We start from the raw sequence: 19727 nt of genomic DNA, 5'->3' as shown, positions 1-19727 counted from the left end.
TCAAGCAGACTCGGACTCGGAGGCGCGTGCGTTCGCGCGAACCGGCGTGGACGCGGCTGTCCGATGAAGAGCTGTTAGAAAAACGTTTCTGCGATCTGCGGTTGACCTTGCGTCACACCGAGATCGATACCCATATTCGCCGCATCCGTCGCGACCTCAGGCGTCGCGGCATTCTGTTCGCGCCGCACGTGTGGCTGTCAGAAGAATGGTTCTCTCCGGACGGCGTGCCCGGCATTGCCATTGCGTTCTACATGGCGCATCCCAGGTTGCGGCGGTTGGAACGTCGCATGATGGATGAAGTGGAGGGCGGCAATGCGAACTGGCTGATGCGCATCATGCGTCACGAGTTCGCACACGCGCTGGATAACGCCTATCGCCTGCGCCGGCGCAAGGAATGGCGGCAGGCCTTCGGCAATCCCGATCAGCGCTATCCCAACGTGTATCGGCCGCGTCCGGCCAGTCGCGACTTCGTCATGCATTTGGGCCACTGGTATGCGCAGAGTCATCCCACCGAAGACTGGGCTGAAACCTTCGCGGTCTGGATGCAGCCCAAAGCGCGTTGGCGGCGTGACTATCAGGGCTGGCCGGCGCTGGAAAAACTCGAATACGTCGACCGGTTGATGACCGAACTGTCCGGCACGCTGCCGCACGTGATGAATCGCTCGCTGATCGAACCGGTCAGCAAAAACAAAATGACCCTGGCGGAACACTATCGGCGCAAACGCGCCCGTTATGAGTTCGATACGCCGGATGCCTATGACTTGCGGCTCAAGCGGGTCTTCGGCAAACATCGCAAGGGTCGACGGCGCATGCGAGCCAGCACGTTCGTCCGTCAATCCCGTCCGGAATTGGAACGTTGGTTGATGCGGCGCTCGCGGTTGTATCCTTATCTGGTGCATCATGTGCTACGGACGGTGACTCAGCGCTGTCGCGAATTGAATCTGGTGCTGGATACGTCCAAACACGAAGCCAAGCGCGCACTGTTGGGCGTACTGGAGCGAATCTTGATCGACATCCTGCGGCGTGACCGCGAACGCTACACCCTATGAAGCCGGCTCGAGTCCTGGTGCTGATGCATGAGAGTCTCGTGCCGCCGGCCAGCCTCAAGGGTCTCAGTGATAAGGAAATCGACGAATTCAGGACTGAATACGATGTGAAGGCGGCGCTGGAGAAGGCCGGTCACGAAGTGCGCGCGCTCGGTTTGGGCGACAATCTGGCCGAACTGCGCTCCATCGTCACCGACTGGAAGCCCGAGGTCGCTTTCAACCTGCTGGAGGAATTCCAGGGCATCGTCACCTACGACCAATACGTGGTCGCGTTCCTGGAGCTGATGAAGCTGCCGTACACCGGCTGCAACCCGCGCGGCATGATGATCTCGCGCGACAAGGCACTCTCCAAACAGATTCTTTCCTATCACCGCATCCCGACGCCGGGCTTCGCGGTCATCAAAAAGGGCCAGCGTTATCGCTTGCCGCGCAAACTCAAGTTTCCGTTGTTCGTGAAGTCGGTGACCGAGGACGCCTCGCTCGGCATTTCACAAGCTTCGGTGGTCGCCGATAGCGATCGGCTGAAGGAGCGCATCGAGTTCATTCACGACCAGACCAACTCGGACGCGCTGATCGAGGAATACATCGAAGGTCGCGAGTTGTATGTCGGCGTGTTGGGTAACGAGCGGCTGCGCACGTTCCCGGTCTGGGAAATGGACTTCGGCACCTTGCCGGATGTGATGGCCGGCATCGCCACGCGCAAAGTGAAGTGGGATCGCCGTTACCAAAAGAAGCACGGCATCCGCACCGGCGCCGCGCAGAACCTGCCCGAAGGCTGCGCCGCTTATCTGGATAAGTTGTCCAAGCGCATTTTTCGTTCGCTGTATCTCAGCGGCTATGCGCGCATGGACTTCCGGATGCGGCCGGACGGCAGCGTGTTCGTGCTGGAAGCGAACTGCAATCCGAACATCAGCCGCGGCGAAGACTTCGCGGACTCTGCGCTTGCCGCCGGCATCGAATACCCGGCGTTGCTCGAACAAATCATCCGCGTCGGCAACAACTACCAGGCGGCCTGGCGCGCCGACGAAGAGTAGTCACCAAAATAATAAGGCCCGCGTCAGCGGGCCTTGGAATTACTCGCCAGCCTTGCCGGTCCACTGACCGAGCCATTGCTCGACTTCCCGATGCCAGCGGATGCTGTTATTGGGCTTGAGGATCCAGTGGTTCTCGTCCGGGAACATCAGCAGTCGGCTGGGAATGCCACGCCGCTGCAGCGTGGTGAAGGCGGAGATGCCTTGCGTGTAGGGCACGCGATAGTCGCGAGTGCCGTGGATGACCAGGGTCGGCTTGCTCCACTGCGCGACATGATTCACCGGGTTGAACTTCTCTACGTTCTCCGGCACTTCGTACGCCGGACCGCCTTGCTCCCATTCCGAGAACCACAGCTCTTCGGTGGAGTAAGCCATGGCGCGGGTATCGAAGATGCCGGCGTGATTCACCAGGCACTTGAACGGTTCGGCCCAGTTGCCGGCGATCCAATTGATCATGTAGCCGCCGTACGAGGCGCCGAGCGCGCACATGCGTGAGTCATCCAGCCACGGATAGTTCTGGAGCGCGGCCTTCAAGCCGAGCTGCAGGTCTTCCAGCGGCTTGCCGCCCCAGTCCTTGCTGATGGCATCGGTGAAGGCCTGGCCATAGCCGGTCGAGCCGTGGAAATCGATGAACACCGAAGCGTAACCGGCGCCGGCATACGTTTGCGGATTCCAGCGATAGCTCCAGGTGTTGGCGTATGAAGACTGCGGGCCGCCGTGGATCAGGAAGGCGACCGGATATTTGTTGCCGGGCTTGAAGTCGGCCGGCTTCATCACATAGCCGTACACCGTGGCGCCTTCGGCACCGACGAAGGTGAATTGCTCGGGCTCGCCCAGTTTGACCTGCGCCAGTGCTGCTTCGTTCATGCGAGGCAGCGCGCGCAGGTCGCCACCCTTGATTGTGAATGCTTGCAGCTCGGCCGGCGATTTCAGCGACGCACTGGTCAACACGATTTCTTTATCGCCGACGCTGAACGCATCGACGCGCCCCGGGCCGGTCAACATGGTGGGCTTGCCGGTCTTCACTTCGACTGCCCACAACGGATGCTGGCCGAAATGATCGGTGGTCACATATAAGGTGCGGCCGTCTTTGGCGAACGCGAGCGTGTCGACGGAGCGATCCCAATCTTTGGTCAGCGCGCGGCGCTGGCCGGTCTTGGTATCGAGCACCACGATATGGAATCGATCGGCTTCGAAGCCCGGCCGTTCCATGGCGCGCCACGCGAGTTGACTGCCGTCACGTGAGAACACTGGCTGCGTGTCCCAAGCTGGATTGTCTTCGGTCAGATTGCGCAGGCCGCCGCCGTCGACGCCGACTTCATACAAATCGAAATTGGTCGACCAGGGTTCGGACTTGCCTTTGATACGCGCCGAGAACACGACCTTGGAGCCGTCGGGCGAAAACGTATATTCGGTGGCGTCGCCGAAGGGCTTGGACGGTACGTCGGCATCGATGGCTTTGCTGACGGACACCGGCTCGACGGCTTTACCGTCGCTCAACTTGAGCACGAACAATTGCGACAGGCGGCGGTCGCTCCAGGTATCCCAGTGACGCACAAACAGGCGGTCGTAAACTTCGCCGCTGTTGTTGGCGTGCTTGGTTTGCTCGAGGCGCTCGACGGTGCAGGCCAGCTCGGCGCAATCGGCAAAAACTTCCAGCGACACGGCGATGCGGCCGGCATTGGTGGCCAGACGGAACGAACCCACGTCGAGCGGCAGGTCGGTGACCTGAATCGCTTCGCCGCCGCTGGCGGCCAAGCGCCACACCTGACTGGAACCGCTGCGCGTCGATAGGAAATAAATTTCGCGCCCGTCGGCCGACCATTCCGGTGAGCTGTCGTTCTCGGGATCGGTGGTCAGACGGCGTGGCTGTGCGCCCTTGGTGGCAAGATCCAGCGACCAAAGATCGACGCGGCCGCGATTCGCATCCATATCGGTCTCGCGCACGCTGTAGACCACTGTGCGACCGTCGGGCGAAATGGCTGGATCGGCCACGCGTTGCAGGCGGACCAGGTCGTCGACAGTGAACGGATGCGCGCCGCCCGCGGCGTGCGCGCTGAGCGACCCTAGCAAAGCATATAAACAGGCGGCAGGAAGGATCGACTGACGCATCACGCAACTCCGGTCCAGCGAAAGGCGGGAGTCTATTTCTTTTCGTGAATGACCGCGAACGCGCTGGTGTAGCTGTGTAGAAAGGTCGAGTTCTGGATCGGGCCGAACTCGCCGTCGCAGAAGAAGCCGCCGATGGGCAGGTCCGCCACCAGGCGCCGGAAGGCGTTGCTGTCATGGTCGGCTTGGCCATACAGGCCGATGCCGCGACCGTGGCAGGAGAACAGCAGCGCGCCGGCGTCGGGCGCAACCAGATGCGACGCTTTGTAACTGGTCAGCGTTCGTTCCAGGTCGAGGGCCGAGGTGGCGGCATCGCGCAGATGGAATTGCACCACGCTGTTGGATGGCACATTGGCGCTGACCCAAAGCGCGCCGCTCTGCGGATCCATGCCGAGAATGCCGCGAACCAAAAAGTCGCCGGAGCTGAACTCGCTGGCATCGGTGCGCATGGCCATGCCGAGGTGCAGCGATTGACTGAACAACTCGCGATCCGGCGGCGACAAGCGCTCGAACAGATCGGACAGCACATCGCGGGGCGAGCGGCCATCCAGCTCGCGCACCAGGTTCTCGTGCGCCGACGTGACGAACATCGGATCGCCGATGGGCCGGCACCCCTGTGCCACCACCATGTCGATATCGATGTTGCCGGTGAGGGCCAGCGAGATGCAGCCCGAGTGGTAGACCTGATTGCCCAAGTACAGCGCGCTGCCGCCCACCTGGCGTGCGCCGCTGGCGAGCCCGCCGATCTTGGGCGCCAACGGATAAATTCGGTCCAAGCCACGGATGAAGCTCTCGGCTTCGAAGCTGAAGGGATCGGCGAGCAACAGGAACGAGGGTTGCTGGGTGGCGGTGGTGCGCAACGCGTCCTCCCAGGCCCGCGCCTCGGCGTACACCGGCGGCACTTGGGCCGCATCGAGATGCGTGCCCTTCAAGCGCACTCCGGGCAACACCGCGCCGGTCAACGAAAAGGCGGGGCGATCCTCGATCTCGCGGCCGCCGCCGATGACGCCGCCGCCACAGCAGCCGAAGATGAAGACGTTCTCGAACTCCCGCTGTAGCAGCGCCGGTACGGCGTCGAAGTGCGCCGCGTGTTCGGAGCTGACGAAGACGATGGCCAGGTCGGGTTCTTGACGCCCCAGGCCCAGGAACACGGTCTCAGCGGCATGCTCCACGGCGGCCCGCAAGGAATTATCAGTGTCGACGGCGGATGCCCAGCGCATAGCCTTCCTGCATGAATGCGAGTCGAGCGCCCGATTCTAGGCAATCTTTCGTCAAATGCCATTGCCGCAATCGCCGCCGCGACGGCAGTCGCGGCACTGAGCGTTATTTACCGACGTCGTTACGCTCCCCAGTGGCTATCGACTTCGCGCTGGGCTGCGGCGATCCAGGCTTGCAAGTGCGGATCCTGGATGACTTGGTCCTGATAGGCTTGGGCCAGCGGGCTGGCGATCAGCGCCGAGTAATGACGGAAGCGCAGCGCCACCGGTGCGTACATCGCATCGGCGATCGAGTACTCGCCGAACAGCCAAGGACCGCGTTGCGCGTACTGCGAGCGGTACTCGTGCCACAGCTGCTGGACTCGGGCGACGTCCATCATGGCGTCGGGCGGCAACGTCACCGAGGCATTGCCAGTAGCTTTCATGGGCCAGTGGGTGCGCAGGCCGACGAAGCCTGAATGCATTTCGGCGCTGACGGCACGTGCGTGGGCGCGAGCAGCGGCATCGGTGGGCCAGGCACGGCCTTGCACTTTTTCGTTGAGGTATTCGGCGATGGCCAGCGAGTCCCACACCCGCACCTCGCCATCGATCAGCACCGGCACGCGCTTGGACGGCGAGTACTGGAGCACTTCGCGATGGAATTCGGCGGTGTCCAGCGGCAGCTTCACTTCCTGGAAGTCGAGGCCAAAGTGCTTCAGCACCAGCCAGGGGCGCAGCGACCAGGACGACAGATTCTTGTTGCCGATGACTAGAGTAAGCATGGAGGTGCCCGCAAGCTGGGGGAGCAGCACTGTAGCGCCTGCGATCGACCCCTGCTGCGAAATGAAATGAACCAAGCTGTGGTTTTTCTTAAACTAGTCCTCTTTGCCTGTTTGTGGACGTTCCATGACTGATCATCATCTTGCAACGCTCGCGGTACGTGCCGGCCAGGTTCGTACCCACGAGGGCGAGCACTCCGAGCCCATCTTCACCACGTCCAGCTATGTGTTCGCGAGCGCCGCCGAGGCGGCGGCGCGTTTCGACGAGAGTGCCAAGGGCAACATTTACTCGCGCTTCACCAATCCCACGGTGCGCTGTTTCGAAGAACGGCTGGCGGCGTTGGAAGGCGCGTCGTCGTGTGTCGCTACCGGCTCGGGCATGGCTGCCATCCTGGCCACTTGCATGGCGTTGCTGAAGGCCGGCGACCACATCGTTTGTTCCGACAGCGTGTTCGGCTCGACCATCGCTCTGATCAATCGTTATCTGGTGAAGTTCGGTATCGAGGTCACGTACGTGCGTCCCGATGACAACGACGCATGGCGGAGCGCGATCAAGAGCAACACCAAGTTGTTCTTCCTCGAGACCCCGTCGAATCCGCTTTCGGTGATCGCGGACATTCGCGGCATCGCTGACATCGCCCATGAGCGAGGGGTGTGGTTCGCTGTCGATAATTGTTTTTGTACGCCGGCGTTGCAGAAGCCATTCGAACTCGGCGCGGATCTGGTCATTCACTCGGCCACCAAATATCTGGACGGGCAGGGCCGCTGCGTCGGCGGCGCCGTCGTCGGCAACGAACAGCTGGTCGGCAAGGACGTGTTCGGTTTCATTCGCTCGGCCGGGCCGAGCATGAGCCCGTTCAATGCCTGGGTGTTCTTGAAGGGATTGGAAACATTGGAGCTGCGCATGCGCGCGCACTCGCAAGCGGCGCTGCAATTGGCGCGTTGGTTGGAAACTCAACAGGGTGTCACCAAAGTGCATTACGCCGGCCTGGAGTCGCATCCGCAGCACGCGCTGGCCAAGCGGCAGCAGAGCGGCTTCGGCGGCATCATCGCGTTCGATGTGGTCGGGGGGCGCGAAGCCGCCTGGGCGTTCGTCGACGCGACGCGGCTTATGTCTATTACCGCCAACCTCGGCGATACCAAAACCACTATCACCCATCCGGCGACGACCACGCACTCGCGCATCACGCCGGCTGAGCGTGCACGTGCCGGCATTACCGATGGGTTGCTGCGCATCTCGGTAGGCTTGGAAGATCCTCGCGATCTGCAAGCCGATCTGGAACGCGGTCTGGCTGCCGTGACCGGCCTGCCGGCGCGCTCATGACCGGCGCGACCTTGGCCGGCGAACTCACCGGTATCCGCGGCATCTGTTTCGATCTGGACAATACGTTTTGGGACGTGCTGCCGGTGATCGAACGGGCCGAGCGGGCCATGTACGACTTTTTGGCGCTCCGTTATCCGCGCGTAACCGCCGCCATGACGGTGGAAATGTTGCGCAAAGCGCGGCAAGAGACTGCGCAGGCCTACCCGCAAATGGCGCATGACTTCACTTTTTTACGGCGTCAGACCCTGGCCGATCACGCCCGGGAATTCGGTTATGCCGAGGCCATGGCGGAGGAAGCATTCGAGGCGTTCATCCAGGCGCGCAACGAAGTGGTGCTGTACGAGGACGTGCTGCCGGGTTTGGAATGGCTCAAGCCGCACTTCCGTTTGTTTACCGCCAGTAACGGCAATGCCGATCTACAGCGCATCGGTCTGGCGCATTTTTTCGAGCGCAGCCTGTGCGCCCGGCAGGTCGGCGCGCTCAAGCCCGACCCCACCCTGTTCCACAAGGTAATCGAAGGAACGGGCTTACAACCCCAACAGGTTGTGTATGTGGGGGACGACCCGGCCCTGGACGTAGTGGGTGCGCGAGCCGCCGGCATGCTGCCGGTTTGGATCAATCGGGAGCAGCTGGCCTGGCCTGTGGAACATGGGCCGCCGGCGCATGCCGTGCGCACCTTGCATGAGCTCGGCACCTTATTGGGGCTGAAGTCCTAAACGGCGCCCCCGAATGAGTCGGTGGCATCGGTTGCGCCGGTACGCAATGCAGCTCGATGGGGGCCCGGCTGTAGGATCGCTTCGGACGCGATGCATCGGCCGTTGTATCCCTATTTTCAAAGGCATGCGGGCATTGCGGCCGATTGCCTAGTTTCTTTTTCTGGCGTACATTCCGCGCCGTTCGTAGTGCCTTTGCCCGCTTTTTTCTCTGGCTTGGCCAGCCGGGTCATGAAGACCCCCCTACCGGCCAACTTCTGAAAAATCCGACGAGACCGCGAACGTAGGCCTGGGAACCTAAACCGCATGACTTTGAGTCAGGAACGACCGGGGAGTGCAGGGGCGGAGCCCGTATGTAACCAGGCCTCGCAGTGATGATTAAACCCAGCAGGGGGATCGCGCTCGAGGCTTTTTCAGAGAGACTGTATCGCTATGACAAAGATCTATGTGGGTAACCTGCCGTTCTCCGCAAACGAGGACCAGGTTCGCCAGCTGTTCGAACAGCACGGCACTGTGGAGTCTGTGGCCCTGATCAACGACCGTGAAACCGGTCGTCCTCGCGGCTTCGGCTTCGTTGAAATGCCGCGTGCCGACGCACAGCGCGCCATTCAATCGTTGAACGGAAAAGATATGGGTGGTCGTCCTCTGCGCGTGAATGAAGCGCAGGAACGCCAGGGCGGCGGTGGTGGCGGCGGCGGCGGCCGCGGTCCCCGTGGTCCGGGCGGTGGTGGCGGCGGCGGCGGCGGTGGCGGCCGCTGGTAAGCGACGCTAACAACGAAACTACTTCGTTGATAGAAGAACCCCGCGGTAGCAATACCGCGGGGTTTTTCTTTTTTAGACGCCCGTCACAGTCGGCGTGCGAGCGAGATCACATAACCGCCAGCATCAGGCGAAGTCGCATAACCGTCATGTTGCGGCCCGGTAATCATCGCAATGTTGCAATCGTGTGACATCGCCCCTACCGGAGATTCTTGTGAAGAACCAGCTCCTCGCGGCAGCCGTCGCTGCTGCCCTGAGTATCGGCTCGGCAGCCAATGCCGCGTCCAATGACGAGCTCGCGCTGATCCGCTCGCAGTTACAAAATCTGCTGCAACGAGTCGACAAGCTCGAAGCCGAGAACGACGCACTCAAGGCCGAGAATGGGCAACTGAAAACTCAGACCGAGCAGGTCAGCAAACAGCTGGCCGCCAGTGCCGATTTGAAACCGGCCGCGCCGGCCGTGAAGGCGGCCGATTGGCCCAATCGCGTTACGCTCAAAGGCGATGTTCGCTATCGTCATCAACAGACCGACGACGCAAGCGCCGGTGTGCAGCGCGAAGAAGATTTGTTACGTGCGCGTGTTGCATTGGAAGGCAAGGTCAACGACACCATGGTGGTCGGCGTCGGTCTCGCGACTTCGTCGTCGCCCGGCAGTCCGCGCGGTGCCAACGTGCAACTCGATGGCGCGTTCTCTCGTAAATCCGCCTATTTCGATCTGGCCTATTTCGATTGGACCTTCGCCGACAACGCACACTTCATCGCCGGCAAGATGAAGATGCCGTTCGTGCGTCCCGGCCAGAGCGTGCTGTGGGACAACGATATCAATCCCGAAGGCCTGGCCTTTACTTATAGCAACGGTTCGTTGTTCGGCTCGGCGTGGAATTTCTGGATCGAAGAGAACGTGCAGACCGGCACGGCTACTTCGACTGCCACCAGCACCGACACCAAGATGTACGGTCTGCAGGTCGGCAATCGTTTCGATCTCGGCGGCAACGCTCTGGTGGTCGCAGCGTCGTATTACGACCTGGCGGCGGCCAAGGGCCGTCGTCCGTTCTATAACGGCGCGTCCAACGGCAACTCGCTCACCAGCACCGGCGGTCTGGCTTATGACTTCCAGGTCGTGGGCTTGCTAGCGGAATACAACTTCAAGCTGGCCAGCTTGCCGCTGCAAGTGTGGGCCGACGCTGCCCGCAATCTCGATGCTGTCTACGACACCGCGTTCACCATGGGCACCATGGTCGGCAAAGCCTCCAATCCGGGCACGTGGGAATTCGGTCTGGCGTATCAGCTGATCGAAAAGGATGCGATGTTTGCTCAACACATCGATTCCGATTTCGCCGGCGGCTACTCGGATGCCGACGGCTGGGTGATTCGCAGCGGCTATGCGCCGTCCAAGAATTTCGTGTTGAATGCGACCTACTACAAGAACGTCGACAACAAGGACGTGGGCACGCAGTATGATTTCGATCGCTTGATGCTCGATTTCAATACCAAGTTCTGAACGCTCGCGAGGTCGTCATGAAACTGTTGTTCGCGGCATTGCTGTGCGTGTCGCAAGTGGTTGCGGCGGCCGGGCTGGACCCGGCACTGCAGGGTAAGGTCAACGCCAAGGTCAAAGAGATTCAGACCTGGGCGGCCGAGCCCACTGTCGTCAATGCAGTGAAGGCATACAACGCCGGCAAGTCGCCGGAAGCGGCGGCGATGGATCAAGCCAAGTGGGCCAACACCAGTGTCATCGATCCGTTCGTGCGCGGCCTGACCAAGAATCCGGCGGCCGAAGTGCTCAAGGCCAAGAAAGGCGACGTCGTGTCGGAAGCTTTCTTGTCGGGCGCGGACGGCGGCAAGGTGGCGTTTCTGGGCAAGTCCTCCAACTGGAGTCACAAAGGCAAACCCAAACATGAGCAGCCGCTGAGCGGCAAGACCTGGCAAGGCGACGTCGAAGTCGACGAGTCGTCGGGCTTGCAGCAGGTGCAAGTGGCGGTACCGGTGCTCGATGGCGGCAAGGCCATCGGCTCGTTGGTGGTGGGTTTGAGTATCGGCAAGCTGGCGAAATAAGCGCCACGCCGCTTCGGCAATGTTTCTTTATGGGGCCCCACCGCAAGGTGGCGGCCCTTTTTTTGTTCCATCAGCAAACAATGACGGTGAGTGCCAAACAATAACGCCAGCGGCTTTCTGGAAAATGCGTCAAATGTCCTATTGCCGGGCTGGCGTCGGGAACTGTATCAACGAGCTGTGGATTAAATTCTCGACGACGCGTGCCGATATACGTTACGAGTAGTCAGCAAGCTCGAGTCTTTCGTTAACGCGAGAGGTGCCTGGAGATGCCCGACGATGATGGTCCCGCAGCGGTAGTCGCAGTTCCCAATCTGCGCGAGTTCTTTCACGACTCGGTGCAGAAGGCGTTACGTAAGCAACGCGTAGCAGTCGACGACCACACCGAGCACTACGTCGTGAACGTGCTGACCATGTTTGCACGCTCCGAAGAACTGTACGAAAAAACTCCCGAAGGTGTGCGTCTCAAGCCGCTGGCTCACATGCTGGCCGAGGCTTCGGCAGCGCCGACCAGTCAACAGCGCGACGAAGCGCTACGTCGCTTGGGCGATGTCTCACTGTTCATCGCTGGCTTCTTCGCGCAAAGCTTCGCGCGCAGATTGGTCGATGTCGATTATCACATCGCCATGGGTGGCCGTGCTTACGGCACGCTGGCCGACAACATGCGCAATTCGATTCGGGGTCAAGCGTTCGCTGCCGTGTTCCTAGAACTGGCCGGCAAGTTTCAGCGGTTGGTGGATGTGCTCAACGACGTGGCCGAGATGGCCTATCAGCACACCGACAAAGACATCCTGCGTCTGTACGAGATCTGGATGAAGACCGGCAGTCCGCGCGCCTTCGCGATCTTGCAGAAGCTCGGCGTGGCGCCGGTGCAAATCGGTAGGAAGGAGCACTGACATGTTGCTGCGTCGGATGCAGTCGCTGCTCACACGACTGTACGACGCACCCGTCGAACACGACGCGGAAGATTTCCTGATCTGCGATCGACAACGCTTGCGCGAAGTGGTCGGCGAGTCGTCAGGCCCGCACAGCGACGAGCAAGTGTTCGTGGTGCAGGAAGATGGCACGGTGCGCATCGGTTTGTTCATCGACCAACGCGTGCTCGAACGCCTGGATCGGAACGATCCGTTGCAAAGTCTCAATGAGGACAATCTGGGCGATTTTTGTACCGCGCTCGAAGGCGTCAGCCACTTCCATTATTTGATTTGGAGCGTGGCGCGCAGTCGACCCGTGTCGCTGCTGGAGTTGGAGTTGCAGGCCGAGGTGGACAAGTACGCGACGGCGTTGGCGTTGCTGACCGAGCAACGTGACGGAGCGTTCCCCGGCGGGCTGCATGCGCAGATGTTCAGCAGCGTGAGTTATCTGCCGGAGTTGGATGAGGCGAGCCGGCATCGCTATCAAGAGGCGAATCGGCATGCGGCGCGCTACTGCCGCTCGTTGGATGAACGCTATCTACATCCGCGCCGTCAGCAGCCGGAGCGGTGGCTGGCCGAGCTGCGACGCTTTTTCCGTTGCGGGCATCAAGAGAAGATCAGGCAATTGGCGGTGTGATCCTGGGTCGATTCTGGGTCACTGGCGCGTCACTCGCCGCGCTTGTTCTCCACTCGCTTCTTCATCTCGATCCACTTCGACAGCTGGCGCAGATCGCGCTTGCCGCCGCCCGCGGCTTTACGCGTCAGCAGGCCGCTCTCGTAGGGGTTGTAGCCCACGCGCAGGCCCTTGGGGTTGATCTGGATGGGGGCGTCGTTCTGGCTCTCCTCTTCCACGAACGACAGCGTGGGGTTCTCCAGGGCTTTACGACGAGCGCGCGCACCGGCCTCGCTGTCTTCGCCCAGTCGATCCTGATTCCACTCATAGACGGCGTTGCCGCGCTCGTCGAACGCGATATGCCCGGGCTGCCGCTCGACCACTCGAGGACGCAACCGATAACCTATTTTTTTCAACTGGTCGTTCAACTCAATCGTCTCCGCATCGAAAAACTTCACCTCTCTTCCCTTTAGAGGTGGCTGCTATTGAAGTGTTTCAGTGCGGTGCAGACAAGTTCCAATAGTGTGATCTAAGTGCCGGATGCGTAAGGCCGCGTGTCATGCGCATCGACACTCGTCACGGTGCGATAAAAAATCCGACGGGAAATACCTCAGCGAGTCGGGGTTTGCACATAAGCCGAGGCGCGCAGTAGCGCAGCCAAGGACTTACCGTCGCGCAGTTCGCCGGAGTGCGCCATCTGCAGGACTTGCTCGAACGGCAGCCAATGCGCTTCCAGGACTTCGCCCGCTTCCAGTTGCACGTCGACCTCGGTGAGGCCGGTGGCGAAAAACAGGTACACGACTTCTGTCAAAAAGCCCGGAGAGCTGAGGTACTCGCCGAGGCTGCGCCACTGGCTGGCGCGACGGCCGGCTTCTTCTTCGAGTTCGCGCTGCGCGGTTTGCAGCGGCGGCTCCTTGTTGTCGATCTTGCCGGCGGGGAATTCCCAGATGTAGCCGCCGGCCGCGTGCCGGTACTGCTTCACCAGGCAGACGCGATTGGCAGCATCGAGCGCGACCACGGCGGCGCCGCCCGGGTGGTGCACGATCTCGAGCGTGGCGACGTGATCGTTGGGCAAGCGTACTTGCTCGACGTTCACCTGGATGACCCGGCCGGTGTAGATCTCAGTGACTTTTTCGATGCTCATGCGGTACTCAGCCCGGCGGCGGATCGGCTTCTTCGGTGGGTGCCGCTTCGTCGTCTTCGCGGCTGTCTTCGGTCGGCTCCTCGGCGCTTTGCTTGGACATCTTCGACGGCGAGGTGGACGTGCCGATGCGATAGGCGGCAAAGCCGGGCAGCACTACTTGATTGAGTGCCATGCCCAGCACTCGGCCGCTGGTCGGTGCGTAGATGCGATGCTGCTGGCTCGAGATGGGATCGGTGACCACGCCGAGCAACTCGCCTTCGCTGACGCGTTCGCCGAGCGCTACATCCGAGAACAGGATGCCGCCATGATCGACGCGCACCCACTTGGAGGCGTAGTACACCGGCTCGGGGTCGCCCCAGTAGCGGCGTTGCTTGGTCATCCCGAGCGAATACAGCAGCGTCTCGACTGCTTTGGCGCCGTGCTCGACTTGCTCGGACTGCACGCGCATCGGTTCGCCCATCTCGAAGGTCACCGACGGAATGCCGGCCTCAGTGGCCGCACGCCGCAGCGAGCCGCGATCGCCCACGCTGTGTAGGACGACGGTGGCGCCGAAGGCTTTGGTCATGCGCGAGACCTGAGGCAGTCGCAGATTAGCGCGGACTTGCGGCAAGTTGGTGCGATTCAATGAGCCGGTGTGTAGATCGATCAACGCCGAGCAATGCTTCACTACTTCGGTGAAGAACGAATGCGCCATGCGCGTCGCGGCGCTGCCTTTGGGATTGCCCGGGAAGTAGCGATTCAGGTCGCGGCGGTCGGGCAGGTAGCGCGTGCCGCGATAAAAGCCTTGGATGTTGACGATGGGCACGCCGATCACGGCGCCATTCAATTCTTCGACGTCGATGTCGTCGAGCACGCGGCGCGCGACTTCGATGCCGTTCAATTCGTCGCCATGCACGGCGGCGGTGAGGCACAACACCGGGCCCGGCCCTTTACCGTTGAGCACGAACACCGGCACCGGCGAGACGAAACCTTCCATGGCCGCGCCGCTGGTCCAGGTCAGTTTTTTCTTGGTGCCGGCCGGCACTTCGGTGCCGAGCAGGCGCATGCGGCCTTTGGGTTTGAGCGCTTCGGAGCCTTCCAGAATCGGCGCAGCGGGCGGCGGCTCGGCCGCTTGCACCACCGCCGCGAGGGTCAAGCTTGCCAGCAGCGCTGTCACCCAATGCTTCATGGCGCGACCTTTACGAACTTGAGCGTGAATCGATCGCTCTCGCCGATTTGTTGGTAGCGCGGCTGATTGCCGTCAGCGAAGCCGGGCGGCAGTGTCCACACACCTTTCTCGTAATTCTTGGTGTCGCGCGGGTTGGCGTTGACTTCAGAGCGGCCCACCAGTTTGAAGCCGGCGGCTTCGATGAGTTGGATGGCGTAGTCCTGATTCACATAACCCGACGCCGCTTTGGGATCCTGCGGAGTCTGGGGATTGCCGCGATGATCGACCACGCCGAGCACGCCGCCCGGTTTGAGTGCGGCATGCATGGCGGCCAGTGCATCCCGCTCACCGCTGAACATCATCCAGTTGTGCAGATTGCGAAAGGTGAGCACGAGGTCAGCCGAGCCGGGCGGGGCGATCTCACTCTTGGCCGGCGGCGAGGCCAGCACGGTGGTGACGACTTTGCCGTAAACATCCGGCCGCAACTGCAGTTTGCCGCGATAAGTTTCGACGGTGCTCTTGGCGTAGTCGCCCGAGGCCGGGTCCATCACGGCCGCGTACAAACGGCCGCGATCCTTCAACAGCGGCGCCAGGACTTCGGTGTACCAGCCGGCGCCGGGCCACACTTCGACCACAGTCATATCCTGGCGGATGCCGAAGAACTGTAAGGTCTCTTTAGGATGGCGATAAGCGTCCCGCGCGCGATTCTCCGGCGCGCGGTGATTGCCGGCGAGGATGGTGTCGAGCGCGGCAGCAGTCGCCGGGTCGGTGGCCGGCGGGGTCGCGCAGCCGTTCAGCAAGATCGCCCCCAGCAGCAGCCAGCAAAGCGTTGGGGCGACGCGCGGCAATCTCATTCCGTGTCCTCGTGGCTGATGAGCCGCGAAGATAGGGAATCGGCGCGTGCAAATCAAAACCGACCCCAAGCCATGCCCTGCAGAACATGGCTTGGAGCCGACTAGCGGAGCCCGATTACCAGCGGCCGTTTTGCCGTGGCGGACGAGCTTCGCGCTCGCGGGCTTCGTTTACACGTAGCGGACGACCGCCCATGTCGAAACCATTCATGTGCTGAATGGCGGTCTGGGCATCGCTGGAGGGCATTTCCACGAAGCCGAAGCCGCGCGGGCGTCCGGTTTCGCGATCATTCACCAGTTTGACCGATTGCACCGTGCCGTGTTTTTCGAACAGGGAGCGAACATCCGTTTCAGTAGCGCTGAACGGCAGATTGCCAACGTAGATCGTCGTCATCGAGGGTCACTCTTTGAGGCCAGACAAAGTTGCAGCCAAACGATCGCCTCCGCAGAGCCTCGAGGGTTCTCGGATGAAATTACGATCGCCGTGTCTTGGTCGCTGACAATCAACCATGGGAATGGCGTGGCATGCAGACGTGCTCGCTAAAGCGCGTGTGTCCGAAGGTCGCTCTTGTAGGTTGAAATGCGTATTCAGCTGACCGCGGCCGATACTACGTCAGGCTTTTCGCGACTGCAATGATCCGACTTGACAAGTCGATTTTGGAATTTTTTGCAGCTGCGAACAGAACACAATGGGCCAAACATAATGGACCAAACACAAACGACCCGTGGCCGGGCGAGGCGCCCGGCTTGCCGGCCCCGAGCTCAACCTTCCAGATAGGTGTAGCCGTTCAGCTCCAACTCGTAGAAGCGGCGGAGCGCCTGGCTCTCCGCCAGAGTCATGCGGCCTTCGCGAACCGCGCGTTCGCAGTCCCGGGCGAATTGAGGAAACAACCGGTCCACGTCGTACTGCATGTAGCTGAGTACTTTGCCGGCCGTATCGCCTTTGACGATTTCCTCGATCCACCAGCCGCCCTCGTCGTGCAGCCGGATGTGCACCACGTGGGTATCACCGAACAGATTATGTAGATCGCCCAAGGTTTCCTGATACGCGCCGACCAGGAACGCCGCCAGGTAATACTCTTCGTTGGGCTTGAGCTCGTGCAGCTCCAGCGTGCGTTTGACCTCGCGCTGACTGACGAAGCGGTCGATTTTGCCGTCCGAGTCGCAGGTGATATCGGCCAGCACGCCATTGCGTGTGGGTTTTTCGTCGAGCCGGTGAATGGGCATGATGGGAAACAACTGGCCGATGGCCCAGCTGTCCGGCAGCGACTGGAACACCGAGAAGTTACAAAAGTAGGTATCGGACAGAATCAGTTCCAGGCCTTCCAATTCTTCCGGCACGCGATCCAGCTTGCGGCAGTAGTCGCGAATCCTGGCGCAGGTGGCCCAATACAAACGTTCCGTCAAACCGCGGAATTCCAGGCTCAGCAGGCCGAGGTTGAACATCTGCAACGCTTGTTCGCGCGCTTGCAGAGCGTCGTGGTAACACTCGACCAGGCGACGTTCCGAAATGGTGCGATAGGCTTCGAACAGATCCAGCACCGGCTGCGGCAGCTCGTCCCGTCCGCCGCTGTGTTCGTCTTCGATACGATCGGAAACACGAAATTTATCGAGGCACGACGAGCCGAGTGCGTTGAACACCAGCACGCTGTGATGTGCCGCGGTGGCGCGACCCGATTCGCTGACGATCACTGGATGGTCGATGCCGCGTGCGTTACAAACGCTGCCGATGCGATACACCACGTCGCTGGCGTACTCGTTCATCGTGTAGTTCATCGACGATTCGAAGTTGGTGCCGCTGCCGTCGTAGTCCACGCCGAGGCCGCCGCCCACGTCGATATATTTGAGCCCGGCGCCCATCAGCTTGAGTTCGGCATACACGTGCGCCAGCTCGTTGATCGCATCCTTCACCCGCCGGATGTCTTGCAGCTGGCTGCCGGGATGGCAATGAACCAGCTCCAGACAATCGAGCATGTCGTGCGACTTCAGCACCTTCATCAGATCCAGGATCTCGGTGACGAACAGGCCGAACTTGGATTTCTCGCCGGCCGAATCGCGCCAGCGGCCAGCGCCTTCGCTAGCTAACTTGACGCGCACGCCGATGCGCGGCCGCACCTGATATTTTTCGGCGTGCTTCAACACCAGCTGCAGCTCTTCGAAGTTCTCGATCACCGGAATGATGGTACGGCCGAGCTTGGTGGCCAGGATCACCGCTTCGATGTAGCTGTCGTCCTTGAAGCCGTTGCAAACGATCATGCGCTCGGGCGCATCTTCGGTCAGTGCCATCACCGCCAGCAGCTCGGGCTTGGAGCCGGCTTCCAGGCCGAAGCCGAATTCCTTGCCGTAGCGATACACCTCTTCGACCACCAGGCGTTGCTGGTTCACTTTGATCGGGAACACCGCGGTGTAGCGGTTCTTGTAATTGTTCTCGGCGATCGCCTGCGAGAACGCCTTCTGTAAGCGCACCAGTCGATGGCGCAGGATGTCGGAGAAGCGCACGACCACCGGCGTGGTCAAATCGCGTGCGTGCAAACCTTCGACCACTTCATACAAATCGATTTCGCGATCCGGCGTGCCGTCCGGCCGCACCACCACGTGGCCGGCGCTGTTGATGCTGAAGTAGTGCTTGCCCCAGGCGGGCACCTGATACAGGTCGAGCGAGTCGTCCGTATCCCAAGAGCCGTTGACGGCGGTGGCTGCGGCGGGTTTCTTTGCGGTCGGGTCCAAGTGCGCTGGCCTTTTAAAAAGTGGGCCGGAGGTAACAAGGCGCGAACGATAAAGCAAAGAGATTGCGAATTTAAAGTGACCGTTTTAATCAGTAGTTGCAACGCCTCGCTGCGGATTTCTGATCCATTCGCTCCACGAGCCTGCATATAAGCGCGCACCAGGTTTGCCGGCGACTTCCAACGCCAACAGCAGATGACACGCAGTGACGCCGGAGCCGCACATTACGATGGTGTGATCGTCGGCGACGCCGTCTTGCGACGCTTGGTAGCGACGTCGTAATTCTTCCGGCGCGCCGAAGCGAGCGTCGCTGGTGAGATTGGTGGCGAACGGATGGTTGCGAGCGCCTGGCACATGGCCGGCAACTTTGTCGAGCGGCTCGACCTTGCCGGCGAAGCGCTCGGGAGCGCGCGCATCGAGCAATCTCCAGTCGGGTTGTTGCACGCGCGCCTGCACTTGTTCGGCATCCAGCCACAGCTCACGCTCCGGACGCGCTTGAAACTGACTCGGCGCGCGTGCAGGAATTGCAGAACTGGTCGCCCGCTGTGAGCTGTTCCAAGCCTTGAAGCCGCCGTCCAACACAGCGACCGCGCGATGACCGACCCAGCGCAGCAGCCACCACAAGCGCGACGCGTACATGCCATTGTCGGCGTCGTAGGCGATGACCTGCGTGTCAGCGGTGACTCCCCAGCTGCGCAGTGTCGCGGCGAAATGTTCAGGATCGGGCAGCGGATGCCGGCCGGTGCTCGGCGTGATCGGGCTGGACAGATCGCGATCCAGGTGCGCATAGATGGCGCCTGGAATGTGTCCGGCGCGGTACGCGGCCTCGCCAGCCGCCGGCTGCGCCAGGTCGAAACGGCAGTCCACGATCAACCAGTGTGAATCGTCCAGGTGTTGCGCCAGTGTGTCGGCGCTGACGAGTGTGGTGTGCATGTACACAGTGTACTAGCGGCTCGGCGCGGCTTCGTTACAATCCGCCCCTTACTCTTTAGGACGGCACTTCATGGCACTGGAACTGTGGTGGGGCAGCGGCAGCCCGTATTCCTGGCGCGCGCTGCTGGCACTCGAGCACAAACGTTTGCAGTACGTGTCGCACCTGCTGCAGTTCTCCAAGCAGGAGCATCGCTCGCCGCAGCTGTTGCAGATGAATCCGCGCGGCCGCGTGCCGGTGCTCAAAGACGGCGATTATGTGGTGTTCGAGTCGCTGGCCATTCTGCGCTACCTGGATCGCAAGTATCCCGACGTGCCCATTTTCGGTCATAGCGCCGAAGAGGAAGGCACCATCACCCGCGTGATCTGCGAGTTCCAGGCGTACGCCGAGGACC

At 61.3% G+C, this 19727-nt stretch carries 20 protein-coding genes; 10 read left to right on the top strand and 10 right to left on the bottom strand.

Features of this window, described 5'->3' with window-relative positions; translation table 11 throughout:
• Positions 1-26 precede the first annotated feature (26 nt).
• Together JNL55_RS01060 and JNL55_RS01055 are read left to right on the top strand one after the other, a co-directional pair.
• Entirely contained in the window at positions 27-1049 is a 1023-nt protein-coding gene (locus JNL55_RS01060) for a putative zinc-binding metallopeptidase (RefSeq protein WP_293848370.1), read from the top strand.
• Entirely contained in the window at positions 1046-2080 is a 1035-nt protein-coding gene (locus JNL55_RS01055; RefSeq protein ID WP_293848368.1) for a hypothetical protein, read from the top strand. The genes JNL55_RS01060 and JNL55_RS01055 overlap by 4 nt, the downstream gene beginning before the upstream one ends.
• 39 nt (positions 2081-2119) lie before the next feature.
• Here the strand turns inward: JNL55_RS01055 and JNL55_RS01050 are convergent, their stop codons facing one another.
• From JNL55_RS01050 to JNL55_RS01040, 3 genes are all read right to left on the bottom strand, one after another.
• The gene (locus tag JNL55_RS01050; RefSeq protein ID WP_293848366.1) at positions 2120-4189 is read right to left on the bottom strand and encodes an alpha/beta hydrolase family protein; all 2070 of its coding nucleotides are present in this window, start codon (positions 4187-4189) and stop codon (positions 2120-2122) included.
• Between the two features lie 32 nt (positions 4190-4221).
• The gene (locus JNL55_RS01045; RefSeq protein WP_293848365.1) at positions 4222-5406 is read right to left on the bottom strand and encodes an FIST N-terminal domain-containing protein; all 1185 of its coding nucleotides are present in this window, start codon (positions 5404-5406) and stop codon (positions 4222-4224) included.
• A gap of 119 nt (positions 5407-5525) precedes the next feature.
• Positions 5526-6164, bottom strand: a complete 639-nt coding sequence (locus JNL55_RS01040) for a glutathione S-transferase family protein (protein ID WP_293848364.1) — start codon at positions 6162-6164, stop codon at positions 5526-5528.
• Positions 6165-6288: 124 nt separating this feature from the next.
• Between JNL55_RS01040 and JNL55_RS01035 the strand changes: the two genes are divergently transcribed.
• From JNL55_RS01035 to JNL55_RS01005, 7 genes are all read left to right on the top strand, one after another.
• Positions 6289-7485: an O-succinylhomoserine sulfhydrylase gene (locus tag JNL55_RS01035; protein ID WP_293848363.1), complete on the top strand. Its 1197-nt coding sequence runs from the start codon at positions 6289-6291 to the stop codon at positions 7483-7485.
• Positions 7482-8201 carry an HAD family hydrolase gene (locus JNL55_RS01030; protein WP_293848361.1) on the top strand — a complete coding sequence of 240 codons (720 nt, stop codon included), beginning with the start codon at positions 7482-7484 and terminating at the stop codon, positions 8199-8201. The genes JNL55_RS01035 and JNL55_RS01030 overlap by 4 nt, the downstream gene beginning before the upstream one ends.
• A 429-nt stretch (positions 8202-8630) precedes the next feature.
• The gene (locus tag JNL55_RS01025; protein ID WP_293848360.1) at positions 8631-8960 is read left to right on the top strand and encodes an RNA recognition motif domain-containing protein; all 330 of its coding nucleotides are present in this window, start codon (positions 8631-8633) and stop codon (positions 8958-8960) included.
• Positions 8961-9171: 211 nt separating this feature from the next.
• Positions 9172-10458 carry a putative porin gene (locus tag JNL55_RS01020; RefSeq protein ID WP_293848358.1) on the top strand — a complete coding sequence of 429 codons (1287 nt, stop codon included), beginning with the start codon at positions 9172-9174 and terminating at the stop codon, positions 10456-10458.
• A 17-nt stretch (positions 10459-10475) separates the two neighbouring features.
• Complete coding sequence (locus tag JNL55_RS01015; RefSeq protein ID WP_293848356.1) at positions 10476-11012, top strand: hypothetical protein; 537 nt, start codon at positions 10476-10478, stop codon at positions 11010-11012.
• A gap of 266 nt (positions 11013-11278) precedes the next feature.
• Positions 11279-11905, top strand: a complete 627-nt coding sequence (locus JNL55_RS01010; protein WP_293848355.1) for a hypothetical protein — start codon at positions 11279-11281, stop codon at positions 11903-11905.
• 1 nt (position 11906) lies between these two features.
• Entirely contained in the window at positions 11907-12560 is a 654-nt protein-coding gene (locus tag JNL55_RS01005) for a hypothetical protein (RefSeq protein WP_293848354.1), read from the top strand.
• 29 nt (positions 12561-12589) lie between these two features.
• On the opposite strand, the gene JNL55_RS01000 is transcribed toward JNL55_RS01005, so the two are convergent.
• From JNL55_RS01000 to JNL55_RS00970, 7 genes are all read right to left on the bottom strand, one after another.
• A complete protein-coding gene (locus JNL55_RS01000) occupies positions 12590-12994 on the bottom strand; it encodes a hypothetical protein (protein WP_293848352.1) in 405 nt (134 codons plus the stop codon).
• A 152-nt stretch (positions 12995-13146) separates the two neighbouring features.
• Complete coding sequence (locus tag JNL55_RS00995) at positions 13147-13680, bottom strand: NUDIX hydrolase (protein ID WP_293848351.1); 534 nt, start codon at positions 13678-13680, stop codon at positions 13147-13149.
• Positions 13681-13687: 7 nt separating this feature from the next.
• A complete protein-coding gene (locus JNL55_RS00990) occupies positions 13688-14848 on the bottom strand; it encodes a succinylglutamate desuccinylase/aspartoacylase family protein (RefSeq protein WP_293848350.1) in 1161 nt (386 codons plus the stop codon).
• The gene (locus tag JNL55_RS00985) at positions 14845-15681 is read right to left on the bottom strand and encodes a class I SAM-dependent methyltransferase (protein ID WP_293848348.1); all 837 of its coding nucleotides are present in this window, start codon (positions 15679-15681) and stop codon (positions 14845-14847) included. Before JNL55_RS00985 ends, JNL55_RS00990 begins: the two co-directional genes overlap by 4 nt.
• Positions 15682-15796: 115 nt before the next feature.
• A complete protein-coding gene (locus tag JNL55_RS00980) occupies positions 15797-16072 on the bottom strand; it encodes an RNA recognition motif domain-containing protein (protein WP_129642208.1) in 276 nt (91 codons plus the stop codon).
• A gap of 368 nt (positions 16073-16440) precedes the next feature.
• A complete protein-coding gene (gene speA, locus JNL55_RS00975) occupies positions 16441-18405 on the bottom strand; it encodes a biosynthetic arginine decarboxylase (RefSeq protein WP_293848344.1) in 1965 nt (654 codons plus the stop codon).
• Positions 18406-18489: 84 nt separating this feature from the next.
• Positions 18490-19335: a sulfurtransferase gene (locus JNL55_RS00970; protein WP_293848342.1), complete on the bottom strand. Its 846-nt coding sequence runs from the start codon at positions 19333-19335 to the stop codon at positions 18490-18492.
• A 70-nt stretch (positions 19336-19405) separates the two neighbouring features.
• On the opposite strand from JNL55_RS00970, the gene JNL55_RS00965 reads away from it, so the two are divergent.
• A partial coding sequence (locus tag JNL55_RS00965) for a glutathione S-transferase family protein (protein ID WP_293848340.1) occupies positions 19406-19727 on the top strand: 322 nt, incomplete at its 3' end.

It is taken from the genome of Steroidobacter sp. (assembly GCF_016790065.1).
Taxonomy (GTDB): Bacteria; Pseudomonadota; Gammaproteobacteria; order Steroidobacterales; family Steroidobacteraceae; genus Steroidobacter.
This window is presented reverse-complemented; position numbering and strand designations above follow the sequence as displayed.

Excerpts from the sequence above, each read along its gene's own strand:
- JNL55_RS01055 (WP_293848368.1), top strand. The coding sequence starts at position 1,046 with ATGAAGCCGGCTCGAGTCCTGGTGCTGATGCATGAGAGTCTCGTGCCG.
- JNL55_RS01050 (WP_293848366.1), bottom strand. The coding sequence starts at position 4,189 with ATGCGTCAGTCGATCCTTCCTGCCGCCTGTTTATATGCTTTGCTAGGG.
- JNL55_RS01045 (WP_293848365.1), bottom strand. The coding sequence starts at position 5,406 with ATGCGCTGGGCATCCGCCGTCGACACTGATAATTCCTTGCGGGCCGCC.
- JNL55_RS01040 (WP_293848364.1), bottom strand. The coding sequence starts at position 6,164 with ATGCTTACTCTAGTCATCGGCAACAAGAATCTGTCGTCCTGGTCGCTG.
- JNL55_RS01035 (WP_293848363.1), top strand. The coding sequence starts at position 6,289 with ATGACTGATCATCATCTTGCAACGCTCGCGGTACGTGCCGGCCAGGTT.
- JNL55_RS01030 (WP_293848361.1), top strand. The coding sequence starts at position 7,482 with ATGACCGGCGCGACCTTGGCCGGCGAACTCACCGGTATCCGCGGCATC.
- JNL55_RS01025 (WP_293848360.1), top strand. The coding sequence starts at position 8,631 with ATGACAAAGATCTATGTGGGTAACCTGCCGTTCTCCGCAAACGAGGAC.
- JNL55_RS01015 (WP_293848356.1), top strand. The coding sequence starts at position 10,476 with ATGAAACTGTTGTTCGCGGCATTGCTGTGCGTGTCGCAAGTGGTTGCG.
- JNL55_RS01010 (WP_293848355.1), top strand. The coding sequence starts at position 11,279 with ATGCCCGACGATGATGGTCCCGCAGCGGTAGTCGCAGTTCCCAATCTG.
- JNL55_RS01005 (WP_293848354.1), top strand. The coding sequence starts at position 11,907 with ATGTTGCTGCGTCGGATGCAGTCGCTGCTCACACGACTGTACGACGCA.
- JNL55_RS00995 (WP_293848351.1), bottom strand. The coding sequence starts at position 13,680 with ATGAGCATCGAAAAAGTCACTGAGATCTACACCGGCCGGGTCATCCAG.
- JNL55_RS00990 (WP_293848350.1), bottom strand. The coding sequence starts at position 14,848 with ATGAAGCATTGGGTGACAGCGCTGCTGGCAAGCTTGACCCTCGCGGCG.
- JNL55_RS00985 (WP_293848348.1), bottom strand. The coding sequence starts at position 15,681 with ATGAGATTGCCGCGCGTCGCCCCAACGCTTTGCTGGCTGCTGCTGGGG.
- JNL55_RS00980 (WP_129642208.1), bottom strand. The coding sequence starts at position 16,072 with ATGACGACGATCTACGTTGGCAATCTGCCGTTCAGCGCTACTGAAACG.
- JNL55_RS00970 (WP_293848342.1), bottom strand. The coding sequence starts at position 19,335 with ATGCACACCACACTCGTCAGCGCCGACACACTGGCGCAACACCTGGAC.